Source organism: Butyrivibrio sp. INlla16, from assembly GCF_900104155.1.
Taxonomy (GTDB): domain Bacteria; phylum Bacillota; class Clostridia; order Lachnospirales; family Lachnospiraceae; genus Butyrivibrio.
In genome coordinates this window covers 1-20,192 of the sequence record NZ_FMYB01000058.1, presented here as the reverse complement: position 1 = coordinate 20,192, position 20,192 = coordinate 1, and the positions used below count along the sequence as shown (strand labels likewise).

Below are 20,192 nucleotides of genomic sequence, written 5' to 3'. Positions count from 1 at the left end.
ATCTGTGGTCTTGAACGTTTCCTTTATGAGTCTTTCAATACCAAGTGCTGAAAGGAACTCTTTGACCATCAAAAGGCCACCGTCAGATGACAGCTCGCCTCCGTTGAAATTGAGCTTAAACTGTTTGTTGCACAATAACTGAATTTCTTTTAAACTATGCATAGAGCTTCTCCTTTGTTGCTTTATGTATGGTTGCTAGCCTACATAAATTGTAGCAAATCAGGAGCTCTATTAATATAGTTTTGCTTCACTTTTTAGGTGAAAACGCAAATATTTTAAATAACAGTACCTTTGCGGCGTTGGAGTGATTTTAATCTACTGCCGTGAATAATTCAGGTTTAATCATGTATTAATATAAGTAATCAACACATATATTACCAAATAATGTCCTACAAATGTCCCTCATTTCATGCCTTTACGTGGTATTTTTTGCAGAATGAAAAGTGCTGTGATAATTGTGTGATATTTCTCCTGATAAGATGTGTTACAGATAAAGAAAACAATGAAAACGACATAGGACAGATAAATAACTCATACGGAGGAAATAGAAATGAAAAGGAATCTTGTAGAAATGGTATTGTCAGTAACATTTGGAACAGCAATGGCACTCTTTATACTTGCAGGATGTGGAAGCGCGGATGCAGCTTTTGTTGGTATAGGTGGTGATGAGACTGCTACAGAAGATACAGTTGCAGTGACTGATTCAGAGGAAGATACAAAGGAAGTTATAGCAGTGAGCAGCACAGAGCTCGAGGCACCGTACTTCGAAAGAGGCGTGTATGTAAATTATGCAGAAGAAGCTGAGGATCCCGATCTTACATATTTCTACGTTTTTGATGATGAGGGAGCAGGTTATACAGCAGACGGAGAGCATGAAGGCATCGGATTACCCTTCTGCTGCGAGCAGGAAGGCGGTATCGTAAAGTTCTCCTTTGGCGGAATGGATGCAATGGGAGAAGAGATCTTCACAGTAGACGCTGTTGAGAACGGCGCAGTAAAAGGCCACTATGATGACGGCTTAGAGCTTGTATTTGTACCTCAGGCAGATGTTGATCCTGAAAGCTTTGATGCAGAGAATTATGTAGGTAAGGCAATCGATAATGACTATGTTTATAATGATGCAAACGGTTGGAGCGTAAAGTATGATCCCGCTTCCTTCGAAGTAAATGGAGGCGGCCCTGTAACCACTTTCATATACACTGGAGTCAGTGCCGGAACAAACATGATTACTGCTACTTACTCTGTGGAAAAGAATGCAAAAGAAACCGCTGAAGACCTTGCTAAGACATGGGGCGCAGACGCAACAGTATCTGAAGGAAATTTCCCCGGCACAGACGATGTCACAGGCTATTGGGTAACGCTTCCTATTACGGAAGAGGGCTCAGGACTCTACATGACAGCAATTGTAAGAGATTACATGGGTGGAACACTTATGTTTGAATGCACCGAGCACAAGAGTGGCAATGAGTTTTTGGATATGGAAGTATCCGATGCAATGGCAAGCATAATCGACTCAATCAACTTCACAGCATAAGAAATGAAATGTCGATATACCGATAAGATATAAGTGATTTTAAAAATATGGCAAAGGCTCTGATGAATGAATCATCGGAGCCTTTCTTTTTGCCCATAAATCCCATTCATAAAATAATATATGTAATTTTTTAATTTTTTTCAGGATTTTGTTGACTCTACACTTGGTGAAGGGTGTATTTTTCGCATATCAGGAGGAAAAAAGTCATGTTCATAAACAAAAGAAAACAGCAGGAATTAATTAAAAAGCAGTTCGGAAGAAACCCTCTTCACGATTCTTATCATTATATGAGAAAGGATAGAATCAAACTAATTGCCAAGTACCATGACGAGGTGGGGGAAGGCACTGTTGATGATATTACCTGGAATGACCTTGAGATGGATGACGTTTTTTTCAGGATAAATCACACAAGATCCTACGTAGGAGAGCAGGTTTTGTATCATAGACTTCATTGTACTGATGCGGAGGAGGCTGAAGGCTTTGGAGATACGGTCAGTTTCTATGAAAACAACGAGACAGAAAGAATAAAAGCGGAAGAGCTTCTCATGGGACTTGGTAAAAGAAACGAGTGTTATTATATGCCGCAGCTTATACATATTTTGGCAGGTTATGAATTCAAATTTGAATGGGTATATCGCATCTTGCAGGCATTGTTATTTTTATCTTTAATTTTGGGAATTGTACTGCATAGCAGTGAATTTATGCTGGCTTTTTTGGGAGTTGCCGGCATAAATATGTTCATATATATGAGGGAAAAATCTCAGTCTGAGCATATGATGGATTGCTTGTACGGAATCTGCAGTCTTATCGATGTATGTGAAAAGCTTCTGAAGAGTAAATGTACTCCGGATTTCCCGGGAAATGAGGTCATAAGAGAGGATATTAGTAGGCTTCACTCTATCAGGAGGATGTCGGGATCGCTCATTTCAAAAAGAAATTATGCGACAGTGGATCCGCAGGGGGCACTGGCAATGTATATTATGGGAATTACTCTGTTTGACCTGGTCTCTTTTAATAAGATTGTGAGAACCATCAGAGGGAACGAGAAGGCAGTGATGGAGCTCTATGCCTTTGCCGGAGCGGTAGATTCCGGGATATCGGTGGCATCCTTCAGGAAAAGTCTGCCGATACACTGTTATCCGCACTTTATAGATACCGGCACAATTATAGCAGATGATATTTATCATCCTCTTATAGAGAATGCTGTTCCCAATGATGTAAGCTTACACAGCGGTTCCATGATAATGGGAGCAAACGCTTCGGGTAAGAGTACTTTTATGAAGGCACTTGCAGTCAATGCAATTCTTGCCCAGTCAATATACACCTGCTGCGGTGCGAGAGCGGAGTATCCAAGAAGTATCGTTATGACCTCAATGGCTGTCCGTGATGATGTTACCACCGGAGAAAGCTACTATGTAAGAGAAGTAAAATACCTTAAGAGAATGCTGGATGAATCGCAGAAGAAGGGATGCATTCTTTATTTTATAGATGAAATCCTGAAAGGAACGAACAACAAAGAGCGTCTTGCCGCATCAGAGGCTGTTCTTCGCTATTTATGTAAAAAAAGCGGAATGGTTATCGTATCAACACATGACAGTGAGCTTGCAGAGAAACTTAGTGATGAATACGAGGGCTACCATTTTGACAGCAGGCTTACCGACAAAGGAATCCACTTCGATTACAGGATAAAAGCAGGATTTGGCGAAGGCACTAATGCAATTGATCTGCTTTCATGCTATGATTTTCCGAAGGAAGTGGTGGAAACCGCCAGAAAAACATTGGAAGATCAGAATATTGCGTGAGGATCAGGTATGAAAATAAGTGAAGCTGCAAGCGCTGCGGGGCTCGATGTAAGCAGTGTCAGGTTTTATGAGAGAAAGGGGCTCATAAATCCTGAGAGGGGAGAAGACAGCAACTATCGGGATTACACTCCCGACGATATAGAAAGATTAAAAAAGATCGTTCTTTTCAGAAAAATAGATATGCCGGTGGAGGATATCAGGAAAATGCTCGATAATGAGCAGGATATCGGGGAACTTTTGGGATTACAGATGCAGAGACTCGAAGAGGTCAGACTTAAAATTGAAGGGTCAATTCAGCTGTGCAAAAAGATGCTCGAAGATGGCTACGAAGAGAGCTATACCGACAAATATATTTCATATGTTGCAGAGGCAGAGAGCCGGGGACAGAGATTCCCCGACATTTTGCCTGTTCTTGATGAGATCAGCCTGAATTCCGGATTTGAGTCTCTCGTTGGATATCCCATATTTTTCAATCTGATGAAAAATATGTTCTGTAGGCGGCTTTTGGTGGTTGGAATTGTGATTATCATGGTGATATTTCCGTTAATCCAATTGGGTCTTAATATTTTCAGATTGATCAATGGGCAGGGAAATCTGATGATGGCGATGATCTGGATTATCTATTCAATAATGCTGATATCAGCATTTGTTAATATTTTGCATAAGACAAAAATATTTTCTTAGAAAATTATGAAGACTTATCTGTGTTACACTCGTTATATGTAATGAGAGCAGGAAAAAAGCTGAAAGGAGGTGGGAAAAATAGAGGCGAATGAAAACTTAATACGTTGGATGAGTGAGTACAAGAACCTTGTTTTTTCCATCTGCCTTAGGATGACCGGCAATTACTTCACCGCGGAGGATATTGCACAGGAGACCTTCCTCTCGGCATATATGCACATGGATCAGTTCAATGGAAATAATGAAAAGGCCTGGCTCTGCAGAATTGCGGCAAACAAGTGCACTGATTACCTCAGAAGTTCAGCCGCAAAGACGCTTCCCACGGCAGAGGATGAGATGCCGGAGCCTGCAGAAGGCGCCGCGGTAATGGGGATGACAGCCAGCAACAATCCGGCGGATATTTATGAAGCAGAAGATGTTATGAACAGCTTTTCAAAATGTTGCGAGGAGCTTCCGGAAGCTTACAGTGACATAGCGATGCAACATTTTATTGAAGGGCGTACAGCAAAAGAGATTGCGGAAGAAAAAGGCGACAATCTTAAGACTATACAGACAAGAATTTTCAGGGCAAAGGAAATGCTGAAAAAATCCTATAGAAAGGAGTGGCTGGAAGCATGAATGATGAATTTAAATATTTAAGCGACGATGAACTGCAAAAGCTCATTGATTCCACCGAAGAGTCAGGACTGCTTGAAGCTCCTATCAGTTTTGAAGCAGAGGTTCTAAAGAGAATCCAAGAGGCGGAGACAAAATCAACGGTCATTTCTTTTGAAGAGAGAAAGAAACAGTTTTCAAGGTTCCGATTTCAAGTTTGTCTGGCGATGGCCGCTGCAATTCTATTTTTGATCGTTTCACCGTTCCTTTCGGCAAACGACGACTACAATGCATGGAAGGCACAAGTTGCGGTTGGACAGACAGTTTCCAGAGAAACAACAACGTATGTTTCGGATTTTTTGGGAAATCACACGCTAAGCGAATCTATCGGAAGTAATCATTTTGAAATAGGAACTTTAAACGGTTCGACAGATAAGGAGAATTAATTATGAGAGCGCAGAAAAGAGGATTTTTTAATTTTATATTTGCATTTGTGCCCGGTGCGGCAGAGATGTATATGGGCTTCATGAAAATGGGAATAAGTCTTATGGGAGCTTTTTTCGGCCTGATGGGTCTGATAGCATTTCTCGGGCTTAGCGATGCCTTCATGATGATACCGATTGTACTGTGGTTTTACAGCTTTTTCCATGCAAGAAATATGGCTACCTGCAGAATTGATATATTTGCGGGATTGCAGGATGACTATTTCTGGAATGAACTCTTTGACGGAAAAGGAATAAACTTAAAATCCGAAACAGCGAAGAAAGTATCCGCGTGGGTACTGATAATTGCAGGTGTTTCCATAATCTGGAATATAGTTGTTGAGCCTATTTTGGGTGGTGTTGAAGCTCTGGCGAATATGACCGGTCTGAATTTCATATATGACGCTGTGGCCGGGTGTGTATATTCACTTCCCAGATTAATAATTGCAGTTGTTATCATTGTTTTGGGCTTAAGACTTATTCGTGGTAAAAAGAATACACTTTATGTGGATATGAAATCCACCATTGATACAGCATTTTCAACAGTAGACAATCAGGAAAAAAGCGAGAAAAATGCCTGATTAAATTTGCTTCACCTATGGTTACATATATATTATGAGGAGTTCCTTTGCCGGCTCACTAGCGGGGCGGCGAAGGGGCTCTTTTATTTTGCAAATCCGCTATAGAAATAGGCCTTCAAACTCTTGAAAGGACACCGTTTTGATTGATATAATTGCATAGTCTACTACTATAAATAGTGGAAAAATAAAAATACACACAATATACTTGAACAACTTGTTCCAATATTGTGTGGGGGAGATTTTAAAAATGATGACTTTAAAAGAATACGCCGAGAGCAGATCCGTGAGTTACGAGACTGTTCGCGTTCAGACCACCAGATATAAGGAAGAGCTTAAGGGACATATCAAGACCGAGGACAAACGTAAAGTTCTTGATGAATTTGCCTGTGATTTTCTTGATCAGCACAGGCTTAAAAGAAATGTCGTTGTAAAATATGATAATAATGATATGAAGCAGGAACTGGAGAAGGTTCGCGAGGAGAAAGAGCGCCTTAAGGATGCTATTATTTTGCTTCAGAAGGAGCTTCAGGATATGACGAAGCAGAATTCGACGCTGCTTGAGGACCGCGCACGCTCACAGGCTCTTTTACTGCTTGCGGATAAGGAGCACGATCAGCTTGAATCCATGCAGACTGAGCTTAAAAAGACGCAGGAAGTGCTGCTTTCCACCCAGAAAGACCTGACAGCTGTCACCAAGGATCTTGCAGCGGCCACAAAGGAGCTGGGAAGCTACAATAAGACAATATTTGGATTATATAAGAAAGCCTGACTTCTTGGGGGGAGATAAGATTTTATGAAAAAAAGATAATGAGAATAATGATGATAGTTTCTTCATTGTTATTAGCATTAGTTGTGCTTTTGACAGTACAAATGATTTTCAGAGTCAGAACTATACTGATACAGAACGCAGAGAAATCAGGGAATCAGGTTGATGAATACTCCGATAAGGCGATGCGTGATCAGCTTTTGCAGCAGCTCAGTGCCACTACTCGTGGGTGTTCCTATATTGTTAATGATAATCTTGAAAATTTCGCAGGAACCGTAACCATCATGGCGGATGCCGCTACTGATATGTACTCTCATCCTGAAAGATACGGTTCATCTGTAGTTAAAATACCCGAAAAGTCAGATATCGGAAAAAGCATGGGGCAGTTTCTCTTTTCAGAGGAAGTTGACCCGAACAGTCCGAGCGTAAAAGAAGAGATTTCCCTTTTGGCTAATATGCAGGGAAGTCTTCTTGCCATGTACGGACAATTTCCAGAACTTGGAGCAACCAATATAGGTACGGAGACAGGTTTAATGCTGCTTGCAGGGCCGGTACTTCCTGAGAGATGGGATAAAGACGGCAATTATGCCAGCTTTGACCCCAGACAAAGGCCCTGGTACCTGGCGGCAAAAAATGCACGGAGAACCAGCTTTTCCGAGATAAAAGAGGACTATGATACCAAAAAGCTGGCAATAATGTGCGGTTCACCGATCTACAGAGACGGTGAATTTGTGGGAGTTGCCGGCGCAGGTATTTATCTTGAGGGAATAGAATCGGTAATGATGAATGCCCGTATAAGTGATCAGGGAAATTCCTGCATTATTGACGAACATGGGATGATCATCTTTTCCTCCCAAGACGAAGGGGATCTCAGGACACAGACAATTCTTGGAGAAGGGAGAAAAGACAGCTCTCTCAAAAAGCTCTCAGAGAAAGCAATTTCCGGAGAGAGAGGTCTCGAACTATTGGAGATCAATGGGAAAAAATGCTATCTGGCGTATTCCCCCATTAAAGTTGTAGGATGGTCACTGATATCCATTGTTCCGGAAAGTACCGTCCTTGCACCCAAAGAAAGTCTTCTGAATTCTTTGAATATCAATCGAATCATGGAACTTACGGAAGTGCAAAAGGTTCTCAGAACGGCGTTAACCACTGTTCTTGCCTTCATTGTTGTCATTGCACTAATAACGGTAGTTATTTCAAATATGCTCAGCAGACAGCTGGTGAAGCCTGTAGAGGAGTTTACGGCTAAGGTTCGGGCAATTGAAGGAGATCAGCTCGATTTCGAATGGACCGAGGACACTGGCGATGAGATACAGGAGCTGGCCACATCTTTTGGGTTTATGACTGAGAGAATGAAGAAATATATTGTCGATATTCAGGCGGCGACAGCTGAGAAGGAGAGAATAGGAGTAGAGCTTGCCCTTGCTACCGAGATTCAGGCAAGTATATTGCCCCATGATTTCCCGCCCTTCCCGGACCGAAGTGAATTCGATATTTATGCAATGATGGAACCTGCAAGGGAGGTCGGTGGTGATTTCTACGACTTTTTCCTGATAGATGATGACCATTTGGGATTGGTTATGGCAGATGTTTCCGGTAAAGGTATACCGGCCGCACTGTACATGATGATTTCCAAGGTAATTCTTCAGAGCTGCGCTATGCTTGGAAAATCGGCCGCGGAAGCTCTGAATAAGATGAACGAAGCTCTCACCAGCAACAATAAGACGGATATGTTTGTCACAGTCTGGTTCGGTATTCTGGAGATTTCTACCGGGATAATTTCCTGTGCAAATGCCGGGCACGAATATCCCGCCATTATGCGAAAGGACGGTAAATTCGAGCTTTTCAAGGATAAGCACGGATTTGTAATCGGTGGAATGGAAGGAATCAAATACAAAGAATATCAGATAGAAATCGGCCACGGAGATAAGCTGTTCCTGTACACTGACGGTGTGGCAGAGGCCACAGATATAAATAACAAGATGTATGGAACATCCCGCATGATAGAGGCACTTAACAAGGATCCGAACGTTTCTCCGCAGCAGATAGTTAAGACTGTAAGAGCCGATATAAGTGAATTTGTCGGAGAAGCAGAGCAGTTTGATGATCTGACCATGCTGTGTTTGGAGTTTAATTGATTTTATGATTATATATGAAAATACCGTGCCCGCACTTTTTATAAAACGAAATAACCGTTTCACTGCAGAAGTCCTGGTTGACGGACACAGAGAGACGGTACATGTCAAGAATACCGGTCGCCTCGGAGAGCTGTTCTTGGAAAATGCCGAGGTGACGCTTCAAAATTCCGATGATCCCGGAAGGAAGACAAAGTATGACCTGATTTCCGTCTACAGACCGGAGTTCGAGTGGATTAACGTCGACAGTCTTGTTCCGAACAAGCTCATGAAACAGTACCTTGAGCCGCGATATGACTATGTGAAGGCCGAATATACCTACGGAAATTCCAGATTTGATTTTTATATGGAAAAAGATGGCGAGAAATACCTTACGGAAGTTAAGGGCTGTACACTTTCCTATGATCAAAAAAGCGGAGTGGGTTATTTTCCGGATGCGCCGACAGAGCGTGGAATCAAGCATCTGCAGGAGCTGACAGAGGCGGTAAAGAAGGGCTATCATTGTACAATAGCATTTGTTATTCAAATGAACGGAATACATACTGTGCTTCCAAACGACAAGACTCAGCCTGAATTTGGAAAAGCGCTGGAAGCCGCAAAGAAGGCAGGCGTGGAAGTCGTATGCCACAGCTGCCATGTAGAGGCAGATAGAATTAGTATTGTAAATTAAATATTTGCTATGAAAATACAACCCGTGCCTTTTGACACGGGTTGCTCTTTGTACTTCTTTTATTCCACTTCTGCATTTGTTCTCTTAACAACAGCCTTCGTAATTCTGCTCTTTGTCTTACCGGATACACCTTTTATCTTTATTTTTGAATCATCCGGAAGCTTCTTAAATGCACCGGCGCCGATCTTAAGATGTTTATTGGCTTTAATCGTAATCTTCTTAAGGTTTGAGCATCCTTTAAATGCATTCTTGCCTATAGATCTGACATTTTTTCCGATAACTACTTTCTTGATTGTATCGTTTCCTTTGCAGGCTTTAGCTGCAATTTTGGTAACAGGGTAGGTGATTCCGTCAACAGTAACATTGTTGAGAGAAGCCTTTTTTCTCTTGCCGATCTTATCGACTGTAGCATTTCCATCGCTTCCGATGGTGTAAGTGATATCATCCACTGTAACCGTAAACTCAGAGGGCTGAGCAGGCTCTGAATTCACCTGAGCGGAGGAAGTCTGACCTGCGCCATTATCCTCGGGAGCAGTCTGGGTTGCCGGATCTTCGGGAGTAGCCTGATTTGCGGGATCCTCAGAAGGAGCGGGCTGATTTGTATTAGGAGCAACGAAATCCTCAGGCTTAGTATTTGTCAATGTGTAGAACTCAGCGCCGTCAGGATCCTGCGTTCTTACTACGATATCATCAGCTTTGAGCTTATTGTTTATATAAAACTCGTTTATCTTTGTGCCGGAAGGATAGCTGTTGCCTTCATTGTAAAGCACTACAAAATCCTCTTTGGATAGATTTTTACAGGACAACACGGTTCCCTTTTCAGCATATGTGCAGGTGTTGCCCGAAAACTTGTAGAAAAGGGTTGCGGAATTATAAATGCCTGCGTTTATTTTGTTTTTGATGGTGTTATTACAAAATGAAACCCTGCATGCCTCCGTCTGAGTTAAGCTTGTAAGATAATCATTGGTATTTATAACACATGACGATATATTTACGGTGTTTCTTTTGCCCTTTTTCATGGAGAGAACACCTGTCGTAAAGGGCATTTCGAGTGTGCAATCTGATACGTTATAGGTTTTGAGCGAAGTCTCCGGAACATCCAGGAAGGTTCTGTATACTGTACCGTTTTTGCTGTTAGTGATGCAGTTCTTAACTGTCACATTTGCGGGATATTCACCCGTAGTCTCCTCAGAATCCGGACCTGTGAAGAAAATGCTGGAATTTCTTTTTGTGTCAGTTACTCCGGAGTCGAGATTGAAAGTAATTCCGTCAAAAACAACTTCCGTTTCACCTGCAAGTCGCATAACCTTGCAAACTCTGACGCAGGCTGCTGACAGATTAAATGTGCAGTTCTTTATGCTGGTGTCCTTAAAGGAACCATTAAATAATGTAAAAATGTTGTGGCAGTCATGGGTATGGTTTTTGAAAGTACAATTATATACGCTGATATTTCTGTAATTTCCGCGCCAAAAAGCCAGTATTTCATCAGTGAGCGTAGTTTCAAAATCACAGTCGTGCACACTTAAATTCTCAAGTGTTGAATCCAGCGTATTTTCTTTACCACAGAACCACAGACAACCACCGACCAAAGTATCTGTTATATTACCCTCATAACCGGCGCCGGTAAGGTTGCGGAAAGAGCAGTTGCTTACTTCAACGTCATTCAGCTTTCTGCTGTGCTTGAACCACACCAGATCCACTTGCATGAATCCCCCGTTTTTCTTGGCGGGAGTGGCATAGAAATTGCAGTTTGTGATCTTACAACCATCAATTTCGGAAAGGCTGAGAATGACTACCTGTTTATCTTTGAGCGGATGATCTTTGGTGGTTTCCATGTAAAAATTGATGTCCGAAAATGTAAGAGAAAAGGTCGGACTAGTCTCACCCGGAACCGTGTACATTATCCTGTTGGACCCGGATCTATAGGATTTGCTGACACTCAAAGTGGTATTCCCTGTTCCTTTGTAATTCAAGGATTTCAAGTATATAGTTTTATCAAGAGTATAAACGCCGTCATTGAACTGGATGGTCGAAACCACGCCGCTTGCAACCGATGATGTAATAAGTAAGTTCAGACGCTCCGATATGTCGGTATTCGGGAAAATTCCTACCTGCGCCACATTGATCGTGTCGGTCAATATGAGCTGTGCATATTTTTTGTTCTTCATTTTTGTATAAAAAATGTTTTTATCCGGAGCGGTATCTGTTATCTGATATGATGCAGCACCGCCATCTCCTGCAGAAGCGTAGCCTTTGACACTTACAACGGTTCCCACGGGAATATCAGCCGCAAGAAGATCATTTAAGCTGTCGTACTCTGATGAAAAAGTACTGCCAAGTGCGGTTAACTCCTCGGTTTCCACAGGAAGCAGCATTTCAATCCCTGCTTCAGGGCCTTCAGCCGAAACCCCGGTATCATCCGGTATGGAATCAGCATTTTCTTCGATACCTGTTTCGCCTGATTCCGATTCGGATGGATTATCGGTACCGGGATTTGGTGCCTCTGATGATTCCTGCTGCGTTTCTTCCGCATTTCCGGCACTGACTTCATCTTCAGCACTAAAAGTCGCTTCAGGCGAGAGTTCTTCTCCGGTTAGGAGTTCTGATTCTGCTCTGGAAGTAATTCCTGCGAATGCATTAAAAAATAGACACAGTATGACTGTGATGACCCAAAGATGCTTTTTTCTTTTCATATTATTAGTTCCCCTTTAATAATTTTTCATACCTAGCATGAGATTATAACACATGTTTTTAAAAAAACTCAAAAAATATGCAACTTTTCAGTCCTTTCGGCTGTATTATATTTAGATGGGGCAATTAAATAGGATAATAGCCCCAAGGTGAACGTGGAGGAGTTGTCATGGAAAATAAGCCATTTTCGTTATTTAATAAGCATTCAATATGGATAACACTGGTTGCACCTTTACTGATAGGATTAGTTTTTGCGAGGGGCGGCGGATTTATAATTGGGCCAATTTGTATATTCCCTATATTTTTGGTTATCGATGAGTTTATCTGCTTTATCATTTCAATTAATAAGGTGAAAATAATCGCCTCCAGGGTTTTTGACGCTTTTGTTCTCATCATTGGGCCAACTTACGAGTGGCTATATATAGGCGAGGTAAAAAATGCAACCTGGTATGACTGGCCGGAACAGCTGCACAATGCCCAGCGCCATACACCGATCTATACCGGCGCGGTAGCAACCGTTATGATTATTTTTCTTCTTGCAATTTTGGGCTATATTATCCTTCAATATACGTCTCTTAACGAATTACCGCCCCTTGTTGCGGTATTGTCAATGGCTGCCATGTACCTTGGTATAATTCAGCTTATCATCCTGACTGTGCAGGTATTCGGTGCTGGTGACGAGATGGATGTGTATCTCTTTCCGCTTCCTGCCTGCTGTATACTTATCACAGCTCGCACGATAGTTGAGAAGATTTATGAATGGAATGACAACCGTTTCGATACAAGTAAATTGGAGCAAAATCCTGTTTTGAAAACTTCTGATACTATCCTGAAGAATGTTATCTTATGGCCGTTTTTCGCAATTTTCCTTATGATTCCGCTCCTCGGAATCCTGATAGCGATACTGTATTTATTCGGCCAGGCGCCGGATTCCGTAATTAAAGCCTGGACAGAGACCAGTCAGTGGAATCTTTCAACGAAAATATCGCCGCAGAACATCTATTATGACGAACATTATCTGTGTACTGTAGCTGCCGGCGGCCACCGCAGGGTTGTAAAGCCTATCCGAAAGGGCATCCGCCACGGACATGAAGTTACGGTAAACAGACAGCTTTGCATAGCTAATGCCTTCGAGCAGATCCTGGAGGAAAAGACTCCGCACCTTCACAGGGCTGTCCGTGCTTTTTACGATAAATACGGATTCCCGGTTGCAAGGCTTATTAAGAGCAGATGGATTGCAGACGCCGTTTACTTTATCATGAAACCCTTGGAGTGGTTTTTCCTTATAGTAATCTACATGGTTGATGTTCATCCGGAGAACAGGATAGCAGTGCAGTATATGGGGGATAAAACGCCTTTAAAACAGGCATAAAAATATGTATTGCAATCCGTCTGGCAAGCTGATATATTACAGTTGCACTGTATTCGGAATGATCCGAAACGGTAGCTTTTTTGTCAAAAGGAGAATTAAATATGGAAAACACAAAGACACTTGGCCGTAAGACTGCAGAGGAGTCATTCGGACTGAGTCACGCAACACGTTACATGGTGGAGACTGCCCTTATGATCGCAGTTGTTCTTATTATGGGCAACACTTTTTTAGGGACAATTCCTACACCGCTTCTTAAGATTTCTATCGTTACCGTTCCCGTTGCACTGGCAACAATGCTTATCGGACCTGCTGCAGGCATGATCTGCGGTCTTGCTTTCGGTATTAACAGCTTTGTTGGTGCACTCACAGGTGCAAGCGGAATGCTCTCAACACTTTTTACTATTAATCCCTTCGGTGTATTTTTCACAGCAATAGTAGCAAGATTTCTTGATGCAGCTGTTGTAAGCGGCATTTACAAGCTTATCCACAGAGGAAAGCTCACAAACGCATCATATTACATTACAGGCGCACTTATGCCTCTGTTCAACACAGTATTTTTCATGACATCACTCTGCCTGTTCTTTTACAACACAGACTATGTACAGGGTCTTGTAAGTAACTACAATGCGACCAATCCTTTTGCATTTGTAATTGCAATGGTTGGTGTTCAGGCAACAGTGGAAGCATGCATTGGCTGCATCCTTGCAGGTACTGTAGGAATGGTGCTCTCAAAGGTTCTTCACAGAGCATAAGCACATAAATAGCAGGTGTAATTATTATGAGCAGGATTTTGACTGTTGATATAGGTAATTCAAGCATAGTTGCCGGCGTTTTAAATAATGGCGAGCCGGAATTTACCGGAAGAATCGCAACTATGAGAGATTATGGCAAAAAAGAGATAACAAAGGCTCTTGGTGGTCTTTTGCAGGATTATCTTGGACAAATCTCCGATGATTATGAGGAATTCACTTTTAAAGGGGCGATTCTCTCTTCGGTGGTGCCAGAGATAAACGAAGTTACTCTTTATGCAATGGAGGAGATAACCGGAACGGAGCCTCTTCTTATGAGTGACAAACTCATAACCGGAATAGATATCTCGAATTACAGCAAGGGTAAAATTGGCGCAGACAGAATCGTTGATTTATCCGCAGCAAAGTCGATGTTTAAGGACAGACCGGTTATGGTCTGTGACCTTGGAACCTGCTCCACCATCACCGTAGCAGATGAAAACGGAAAACTTATCGGCGGAATGATAGCTCCCGGAGTGCAGTTGTCATTAGATGCAGAAGCCATGCGGACTGCGCAGCTTCCACAGTTGTCTGCGGGAGAAGTAACCGAGATTCTGGGAACAGATACCGCCTCAAACATGATGAGCGGAGCTGTAGCCGGAGCCGGAATGATGATTTCGGGCGCAGCAGAGCGAATCAGCGCTGATTACAAACTGGATAATATGGCACTTGTAATCACGGGAGGCCTTGGAAGCCTTGTTATTCCCTGGATAAATCGGGAAGTCTGCTATGAAAAGGACCTTCTTTTAAGGGGACTTAATGCCATATTTGAACTTAATGCAAGCAGTTATGAAAGTGAAGTAGATCATGCTATCAGGAAAAAATATTCTATTAGGAGTTACAGGGGGGATCGCGGCTTACAAGTCGGCTGATCTGGCATCAAAGCTCATAAAGCAGCACGCAAACGTGGATGTTGTAATGACAAAAAATGCCACGGAATTTATTGCGCCGCTTACTTTTGAAGCTTTGACACACAACAGATGCGTCACGGATACCTTTGACAGGAATCATCCGTGGGAGGTGGAACATATCGCCCTGGCAGACAAGGCAGATATTCTTGTTATTGCGCCCGCTACAGCAAACTGCATAGCGAAGCTTGCTGCCGGAATAGCAGATGACATGCTCACAACCACAGCGCTCGCCTGCACTTGTAAGAAAATAATAGCACCTGCTATGAACACACATATGTATGAAAATCCTGTGACACAGCGCAATCTCCAAACCCTTAAGGATTTCGGATATATTATCGTAGAACCCGATGAGGGTTACCTTGCCTGCGGCACTGTGGGAAAAGGAAGAATGGAAGAGCCTGCAAATATCGTGGATGCCATCATTCATGAAATTGCAACGCCTAAGGATATGGAAGGAATCAAGGTCCTTGTGACTGCAGGCCCCACAAGAGAAGCAATAGATCCTGTCAGATATATAACCAATCATTCAACAGGCAAGATGGGAATTGCTCTTGCAAAGGCTGCGGCAGGCAGAGGCGCCGATGTCACACTTGTTCTGGGACCTACGGATATTCAGGTTCCGCCCTATGTAAATGTGGTTCCGATAACTTCCGCAAAGGATATGTTTGACGAAGTAACTTCCAGGGCAAAGGAACAGGATATCATCATTAAAGCCGCTGCAGTTGCGGACTACACACCCAAAACGGTAGCGGACAACAAAATCAAGAAAAATGATAATGACAGTGATCTCTCCATACCGCTTAAAAGAACGGAAGATATCTTAAAATGGCTCGGAGAGCACAAGGGTGAAAATCAGCTTCTATGCGGCTTTTCAATGGAAACCGAGAACATGCTCGAGAATTCAAGAAAAAAGCTTGAGAAAAAGAATCTCGACATGATCTGTGCGAATAATCTCAAGGTTGCCGGCGCAGGCTTTGGCGTTGATACCAACGTTATTACGCTTATCACCAAGGACAGCGAGACAGAGCTTCCTCTTATGAGCAAGGATAGCGCAGCAAACCACATTCTTGATGAACTAACAAAAATGCGATAAAAAGGCGCATAACAATTGATACAGTTAATATCGTGTAAAACAAGCCAATATCAGTGCATCTGTGAGGCTTGTTTTTTGTTGTGATATTTTATGTAAAAACAAGTTGACAAATATGATTGAAAGATTTATATTGAATGTACATTCAATGAATATTAATTCAACAAACAGGAGCATCAATTATGGGTATGCAGAAAAAAGTAGTAATAATCGGTGGGGGAATAGCAGGACTTTCTGCAGGTATTTATGCAAGACTTGCAGGATTTGAGGCAGAAATATATGAGAAGAATTCGACACCCGGCGGAGAATGCACAGGATGGAACAGAGAAGGCTTTCATATAGATAACTGTATTCACTGGCTCACAGGAACCAAGAAGGGAACAGAGTTGTACGGCGTATATAAAGGGCATAAAGAATCTCTGCTTTGCAGGTCAGTGGAACAGTTCACCGGGAGGACTCCCGATAGCTGTGACAAACGGCAAGTTTGCTATTCAGAGAATCTGTAAAAACAAGGGATATTTTAAAGGGGAAGCCAATGACAAGAGAAGAACAGAAGGAAGAACGCAGGAAAGCAATACTTATGACAGCTCTGACGCTCTTCGTGGAAAAAGGGTATCATGAGACCAAAGTTGCGGATATTGCGGCTGCGGTTCCAATGAGTACCGGCCTGATGTTTCACTATTTCAAATCAAAAGAAGAGCTCTTAATGGCTCTTGTTGTGATGGGGAAAGAGTTTACAGGGGCGACGGCTCCTGTAGAGGGAATCCCTGCAGACATATTCCTGAAAGGGATGCTGGATGAACTATTTCTCTATGCTAAAAAGGATGCATACGTAGCCAATATGTTTGTCCTGATGGCACAGGCCAGACGTGCCGGAATGCCGGAAGACGTGCGCAAATTGGCGAATTCGGTGGAAGCTATCGACAATACGGCAAAGATTATAAAAAACGGCCAAAAAGCCGGGATATTCAGAAAGGGCGATCCTAAACTGCTGGCTCTTTGCTTCTGGTCTGCATTTCAGGGAATAATGGAAGAGATGACCATGGACAGAGCGCTTGATACCCCGGATTCAGAGTGGCTTATGGCTATACTCAGACCCTGATTGCATTACAAAAAGAGCTGATCGTTCAGCTCTTTTCTGCATTATTATGAAATTCAGCCGCCCCGTCCCATAACAACTGTTCCATTTCCGTTTTCGTCATAAACGGTTCTGATGGGATCGGGGCCGGTGAATCCCGGGTATTCATCCATTATTTTCAGCACATTTCCTGAGATAAAAAAGTTCTTGTACTCATAGTAGTACACAAATCGGTCCAGGAACTCAGAAGTGTTAGCAGAATACTTCATACCGTCTATATAGGCAAGTCTTCGGGCCTTTTTATTATTCTGTCGTCTGATAAGCTGAATGATTCCAACGATAATCCCTATAACAGCCAGGGTTACAACTACCTGGATCACAAAGAATCTGAATCGCAGCTTATGAGCCTGCAGCAAGTCATTTAGTATCTTAAAGGCGGCACTTAAAATCAAAGTATCTAGCAAAATATGTCTCTTCATCAACGTTTTCACAGCATTTCCTCCGTTTATCATTATATAATATATACAGTTTATGCCGTGGTTTCGTTGCAAAGATTATGAACTTTTAATTTGTATATTCCCCCAGACAGTTTTACAATGATAAATAATATGTGTATCAATTAAGTACAAAGACCGGATAAGAGGGGGATCTTATGAGGGTATTAGTTGTAATTGACATGCAGAAAAAGTATCTTAGCGGATACGATGAGAAGCTTTTATCGAACATTAACTATGAGATAAAACTGGCTCATGAAGAGGAAGACGTTCCAATTTTCTATGTGAAAAACGTAGGCCTCACCGGGAACAGAGACGGATACGACCTCTCGGATGAGCTTCTCATGGTTTCGGATTTGGTTTTTGAAAAGAAGAGTCCGAGTGCGTTTTCATCAAAAGCCTTTTCGCAAAAACTGAAAGGGCTGAAAGCAACGGAGCTTGAGATTGTAGGAGTTGATGGCACCTCCTGCGTCGCTAAAACGGCGATGGATGCCGCAAAACTCGGATATAAAACGGAAATAGTAAGAAAGTGCGTAGGAGCACGAAATGAAAAAGTGTATGAGAAAACACTTAAAAAGCTTGAGGATGCAGGAATAAATATCTTGTGATTTTTAGTATTATTGCACAAAATTTTCATCATTATTCCGTCATCCAACATCAGCATTCTGATATTTTGGACATGAATATAATATCCTCCTTTTTTGATAATGCCTATTATTATCAAAAAAGGAGGTGTTTGTTTTTATGGGAAAGAAACTAGTTTCACTTGTTTTGGGGACTGTACTGACAGTCGGAGGACTTCTTGCTTCTTCAATGTCGGTTACAGCTGCAAGTGCCTGGGGAGGCACTCACGACGGGATGGCATTTGATTATCACGACAGCAGCCAGTTTGAGATGTCAAGCTGGAGCAACGGCGGGATGTTTGACTGTACCTGGTCACCAAATAATGTATCCTTTGCAAACGGCCAGATGAAGCTTACTATCGAAAGAAACTGGCAGGGATACACGGGAGGAGAGTACAGAACAAAGAAATACTACGGATACGGGCTGTTCCAGGTTAATATGAAACCTATTAAGAACTCAGGCGTTGTATCTTCCTTCTTTACCTACACAGGTGAGAGTGATGGTACAAAATGGGATGAGATCGATATAGAATTTCTTGGATATGACACCACGAAAGTCCAGTTTAACTATTACACAAATGGACAGGGTAACCACGAATACTTGTACAACCTTGGATTTGATGCATCACAGAGCTTCCATACCTATGGTTTTGACTGGAATGCAGGAAGCATCACATGGTATGTGGATGGCAAGGCTGTATACACTGCAACAAGGGATATCCCGAACACTCCAGGAAAAATCATGATGAACGTATGGCCCGGAACAGGAGTGGACAACTGGCTTAGACACTACGATGGAAGAACCGGAATAAGTGCATACTATGACTGGGCTTCCTATGATGCACACACAGGAAGTTCGAACAACAGTAGCAGTAATAACAACAGTAGTAACAACAGTAGTAACAACAGTAACAGCAATAATATCAGTAGTTATCAGCCTGCACCTTCACAGTCATCCAATGCCGGTAATAATTCCGGATCAGGTGCAATGTTTGACAGTTACAAGGCATACAAGCTCATAAACTCAGGAAGCTGTCTTTCGCTGGATGTTCAGGGCAACAGAAGAGACAACGGCACCAATATCCTTCAGTATCCCTTCAGGGGAAATGCCAATCAGAAGTGGTATTTCATAAAGGAAGGCGATTATTACATCATTAAATCCGCTTCAACAGGAAAAGTTCTCACAGTCCAGGATTCCGCAACATGGGACGGCGGAAATGTATGTCAGTGGGATTATTATGGCAGCAATAGCCAGAAGTGGGAGATTTATCCGGCCGCAAATAACACCTACAAGATCATAAATCACAACAGCGGAAAATGCCTTAACATCGCCTACGGCAGTAACGACGCTAACGCAAATGTCGAGCAGTATAAGGACGTATCCAGCAGCTATGAGATGTGGTGGATCGATGTTGCAAACTAATTAAAATAGACGCGTTATATAGATCAAGAGTTGCGAAAATCTCAGAAGGCTTTCGCAACTCTTTTCTTATCATTTTTTTCTTCTATAGGTTAAAATAGAGTTTGGTACCGAGAGTATTTGTGATAGTTGATAGAGTCCAGCTAAGAAATGTCAAGGAGTAAATTGAAAATGTTAGAAATTAGTCATTACCTGCATTTTGGGTAACCTTAATAAAGCTAATTCATTTATAGCACATTGAAAATGACAAATTAGATATTAGGCAGCTTTTGTAGTGCGGTTGAGTAGATCAAACTGCTTTCTGTGTTCTTCAGGAGTAATCATCTCATAGGGTTTGTTATCCCGAAGCATAGCAAAGATGATATTACACACTTTGTGCATTACAGCACCTATAGCAACGTTCTTCTTTTTGGTTTTACATTTCAAGGTGTAGAACTCATGAATGACTGGATTTACGGGGATTTTTGATCCCTTACT

19 protein-coding genes and 1 pseudogene are annotated in these 20,192 nt (G+C 42.2%); 17 read left to right on the top strand and 3 right to left on the bottom strand.

Translation table 11 applies throughout. From position 1 onward, the window contains the following. The first annotated feature begins 550 nt into the window (after positions 1 to 550). The 9 genes from BLR42_RS19080 to sfsA all read left to right on the top strand — a co-directional run bounded on the left by BLR42_RS19080 (position 551) and on the right by sfsA (position 9,248). Complete coding sequence (locus BLR42_RS19080) at positions 551 to 1,534, top strand: hypothetical protein (RefSeq protein WP_091872592.1); 984 nt, start codon at positions 551 to 553, stop codon at positions 1,532 to 1,534. A gap of 206 nt (positions 1,535 to 1,740) precedes the next feature. After that, positions 1,741 to 3,336, top strand: coding sequence for a MutS-related protein (locus tag BLR42_RS19075; protein WP_091872590.1), 1,596 nt, complete (start codon positions 1,741 to 1,743; stop codon positions 3,334 to 3,336). Positions 3,337 to 3,345: 9 nt separating this feature from the next. Beyond that, positions 3,346 to 4,020 carry a MerR family transcriptional regulator gene (locus BLR42_RS19070; RefSeq protein ID WP_091872587.1) on the top strand — a complete coding sequence of 225 codons (675 nt, stop codon included), beginning with the start codon at positions 3,346 to 3,348 and terminating at the stop codon, positions 4,018 to 4,020. Positions 4,021 to 4,089: 69 nt separating this feature from the next. Continuing rightward, the gene (locus BLR42_RS19065; RefSeq protein WP_139165215.1) at positions 4,090 to 4,635 is read left to right on the top strand and encodes an RNA polymerase sigma factor; all 546 of its coding nucleotides are present in this window, start codon (positions 4,090 to 4,092) and stop codon (positions 4,633 to 4,635) included. After that, entirely contained in the window at positions 4,632 to 5,057 is a 426-nt protein-coding gene (locus BLR42_RS19060; protein WP_091872582.1) for a hypothetical protein, read from the top strand. The genes BLR42_RS19065 and BLR42_RS19060 overlap by 4 nt, the downstream gene beginning before the upstream one ends. Before the next feature lie 2 nt (positions 5,058 to 5,059). Next, complete coding sequence (locus BLR42_RS19055; RefSeq protein WP_091872579.1) at positions 5,060 to 5,674, top strand: hypothetical protein; 615 nt, start codon at positions 5,060 to 5,062, stop codon at positions 5,672 to 5,674. A gap of 247 nt (positions 5,675 to 5,921) precedes the next feature. Continuing rightward, on the top strand, positions 5,922 to 6,443 hold the full coding sequence (locus BLR42_RS19050; protein WP_091872577.1) for a hypothetical protein: 522 nt from the start codon (positions 5,922 to 5,924) through the stop codon (positions 6,441 to 6,443). Positions 6,444 to 6,490: 47 nt separating this feature from the next. Further along, entirely contained in the window at positions 6,491 to 8,581 is a 2,091-nt protein-coding gene (locus BLR42_RS19045) for a SpoIIE family protein phosphatase (protein WP_170832878.1), read from the top strand. A 4-nt stretch (positions 8,582 to 8,585) separates the two neighbouring features. Next, a complete protein-coding gene (gene sfsA / locus BLR42_RS19040; RefSeq protein WP_091872571.1) occupies positions 8,586 to 9,248 on the top strand; it encodes a DNA/RNA nuclease SfsA in 663 nt (220 codons plus the stop codon). A gap of 59 nt (positions 9,249 to 9,307) precedes the next feature. Here sfsA and BLR42_RS23675 read toward each other — a convergent pair whose 3' ends face one another. Next, positions 9,308 to 11,941 carry a leucine-rich repeat protein gene (locus tag BLR42_RS23675; protein WP_242879435.1) on the bottom strand — a complete coding sequence of 878 codons (2,634 nt, stop codon included), beginning with the start codon at positions 11,939 to 11,941 and terminating at the stop codon, positions 9,308 to 9,310. A gap of 167 nt (positions 11,942 to 12,108) precedes the next feature. Between BLR42_RS23675 and BLR42_RS19030 the strand changes: the two genes are divergently transcribed. The 6 genes from BLR42_RS19030 (at position 12,109) to BLR42_RS19005 (ending at position 17,202) form a co-directional block, all read left to right on the top strand. Continuing rightward, on the top strand, positions 12,109 to 13,311 hold the full coding sequence (locus tag BLR42_RS19030) for a DUF6688 domain-containing protein (RefSeq protein ID WP_091872568.1): 1,203 nt from the start codon (positions 12,109 to 12,111) through the stop codon (positions 13,309 to 13,311). A gap of 101 nt (positions 13,312 to 13,412) precedes the next feature. Beyond that, the gene (locus BLR42_RS19025; protein WP_049946140.1) at positions 13,413 to 14,063 is read left to right on the top strand and encodes an ECF transporter S component; all 651 of its coding nucleotides are present in this window, start codon (positions 13,413 to 13,415) and stop codon (positions 14,061 to 14,063) included. Between the two features lie 26 nt (positions 14,064 to 14,089). Then, complete coding sequence (locus BLR42_RS19020; RefSeq protein ID WP_091872566.1) at positions 14,090 to 14,971, top strand: type III pantothenate kinase; 882 nt, start codon at positions 14,090 to 14,092, stop codon at positions 14,969 to 14,971. Next, a complete protein-coding gene (gene coaBC / locus BLR42_RS19015; protein ID WP_091872563.1) occupies positions 14,907 to 16,103 on the top strand; it encodes a bifunctional phosphopantothenoylcysteine decarboxylase/phosphopantothenate--cysteine ligase CoaBC in 1,197 nt (398 codons plus the stop codon). The genes BLR42_RS19020 and coaBC overlap by 65 nt, the downstream gene beginning before the upstream one ends. A gap of 179 nt (positions 16,104 to 16,282) precedes the next feature. After that, on the top strand, positions 16,283 to 16,606 hold the full coding sequence (locus BLR42_RS19010) for an FAD-dependent oxidoreductase (protein ID WP_330387399.1): 324 nt from the start codon (positions 16,283 to 16,285) through the stop codon (positions 16,604 to 16,606). A 29-nt stretch (positions 16,607 to 16,635) separates the two neighbouring features. After that, positions 16,636 to 17,202, top strand: a complete 567-nt coding sequence (locus BLR42_RS19005) for a TetR/AcrR family transcriptional regulator (protein ID WP_091872560.1) — start codon at positions 16,636 to 16,638, stop codon at positions 17,200 to 17,202. 53 nt (positions 17,203 to 17,255) lie between these two features. Here the strand turns inward: BLR42_RS19005 and BLR42_RS19000 are convergent, their stop codons facing one another. Further along, complete coding sequence (locus tag BLR42_RS19000; protein ID WP_139165214.1) at positions 17,256 to 17,669, bottom strand: hypothetical protein; 414 nt, start codon at positions 17,667 to 17,669, stop codon at positions 17,256 to 17,258. Between the two features lie 161 nt (positions 17,670 to 17,830). Here BLR42_RS19000 and BLR42_RS18995 point away from each other — a divergent pair, with 161 nt between their 5' ends. Beyond that, positions 17,831 to 18,280 (top strand): cysteine hydrolase family protein, encoded by a 450-nt coding sequence (locus tag BLR42_RS18995; RefSeq protein ID WP_022762949.1) that lies wholly within the window; start codon positions 17,831 to 17,833, stop codon positions 18,278 to 18,280. A 136-nt stretch (positions 18,281 to 18,416) separates the two neighbouring features. Then, the gene (locus BLR42_RS24005) at positions 18,417 to 19,718 is read left to right on the top strand and encodes a beta-glucanase (RefSeq protein WP_091872554.1); all 1,302 of its coding nucleotides are present in this window, start codon (positions 18,417 to 18,419) and stop codon (positions 19,716 to 19,718) included. A gap of 255 nt (positions 19,719 to 19,973) precedes the next feature. Here the strand turns inward: BLR42_RS24005 and BLR42_RS18985 are convergent. Continuing rightward, positions 19,974 to 20,192, bottom strand: a pseudogene (locus BLR42_RS18985) (IS110 family transposase); the annotation flags it as partial.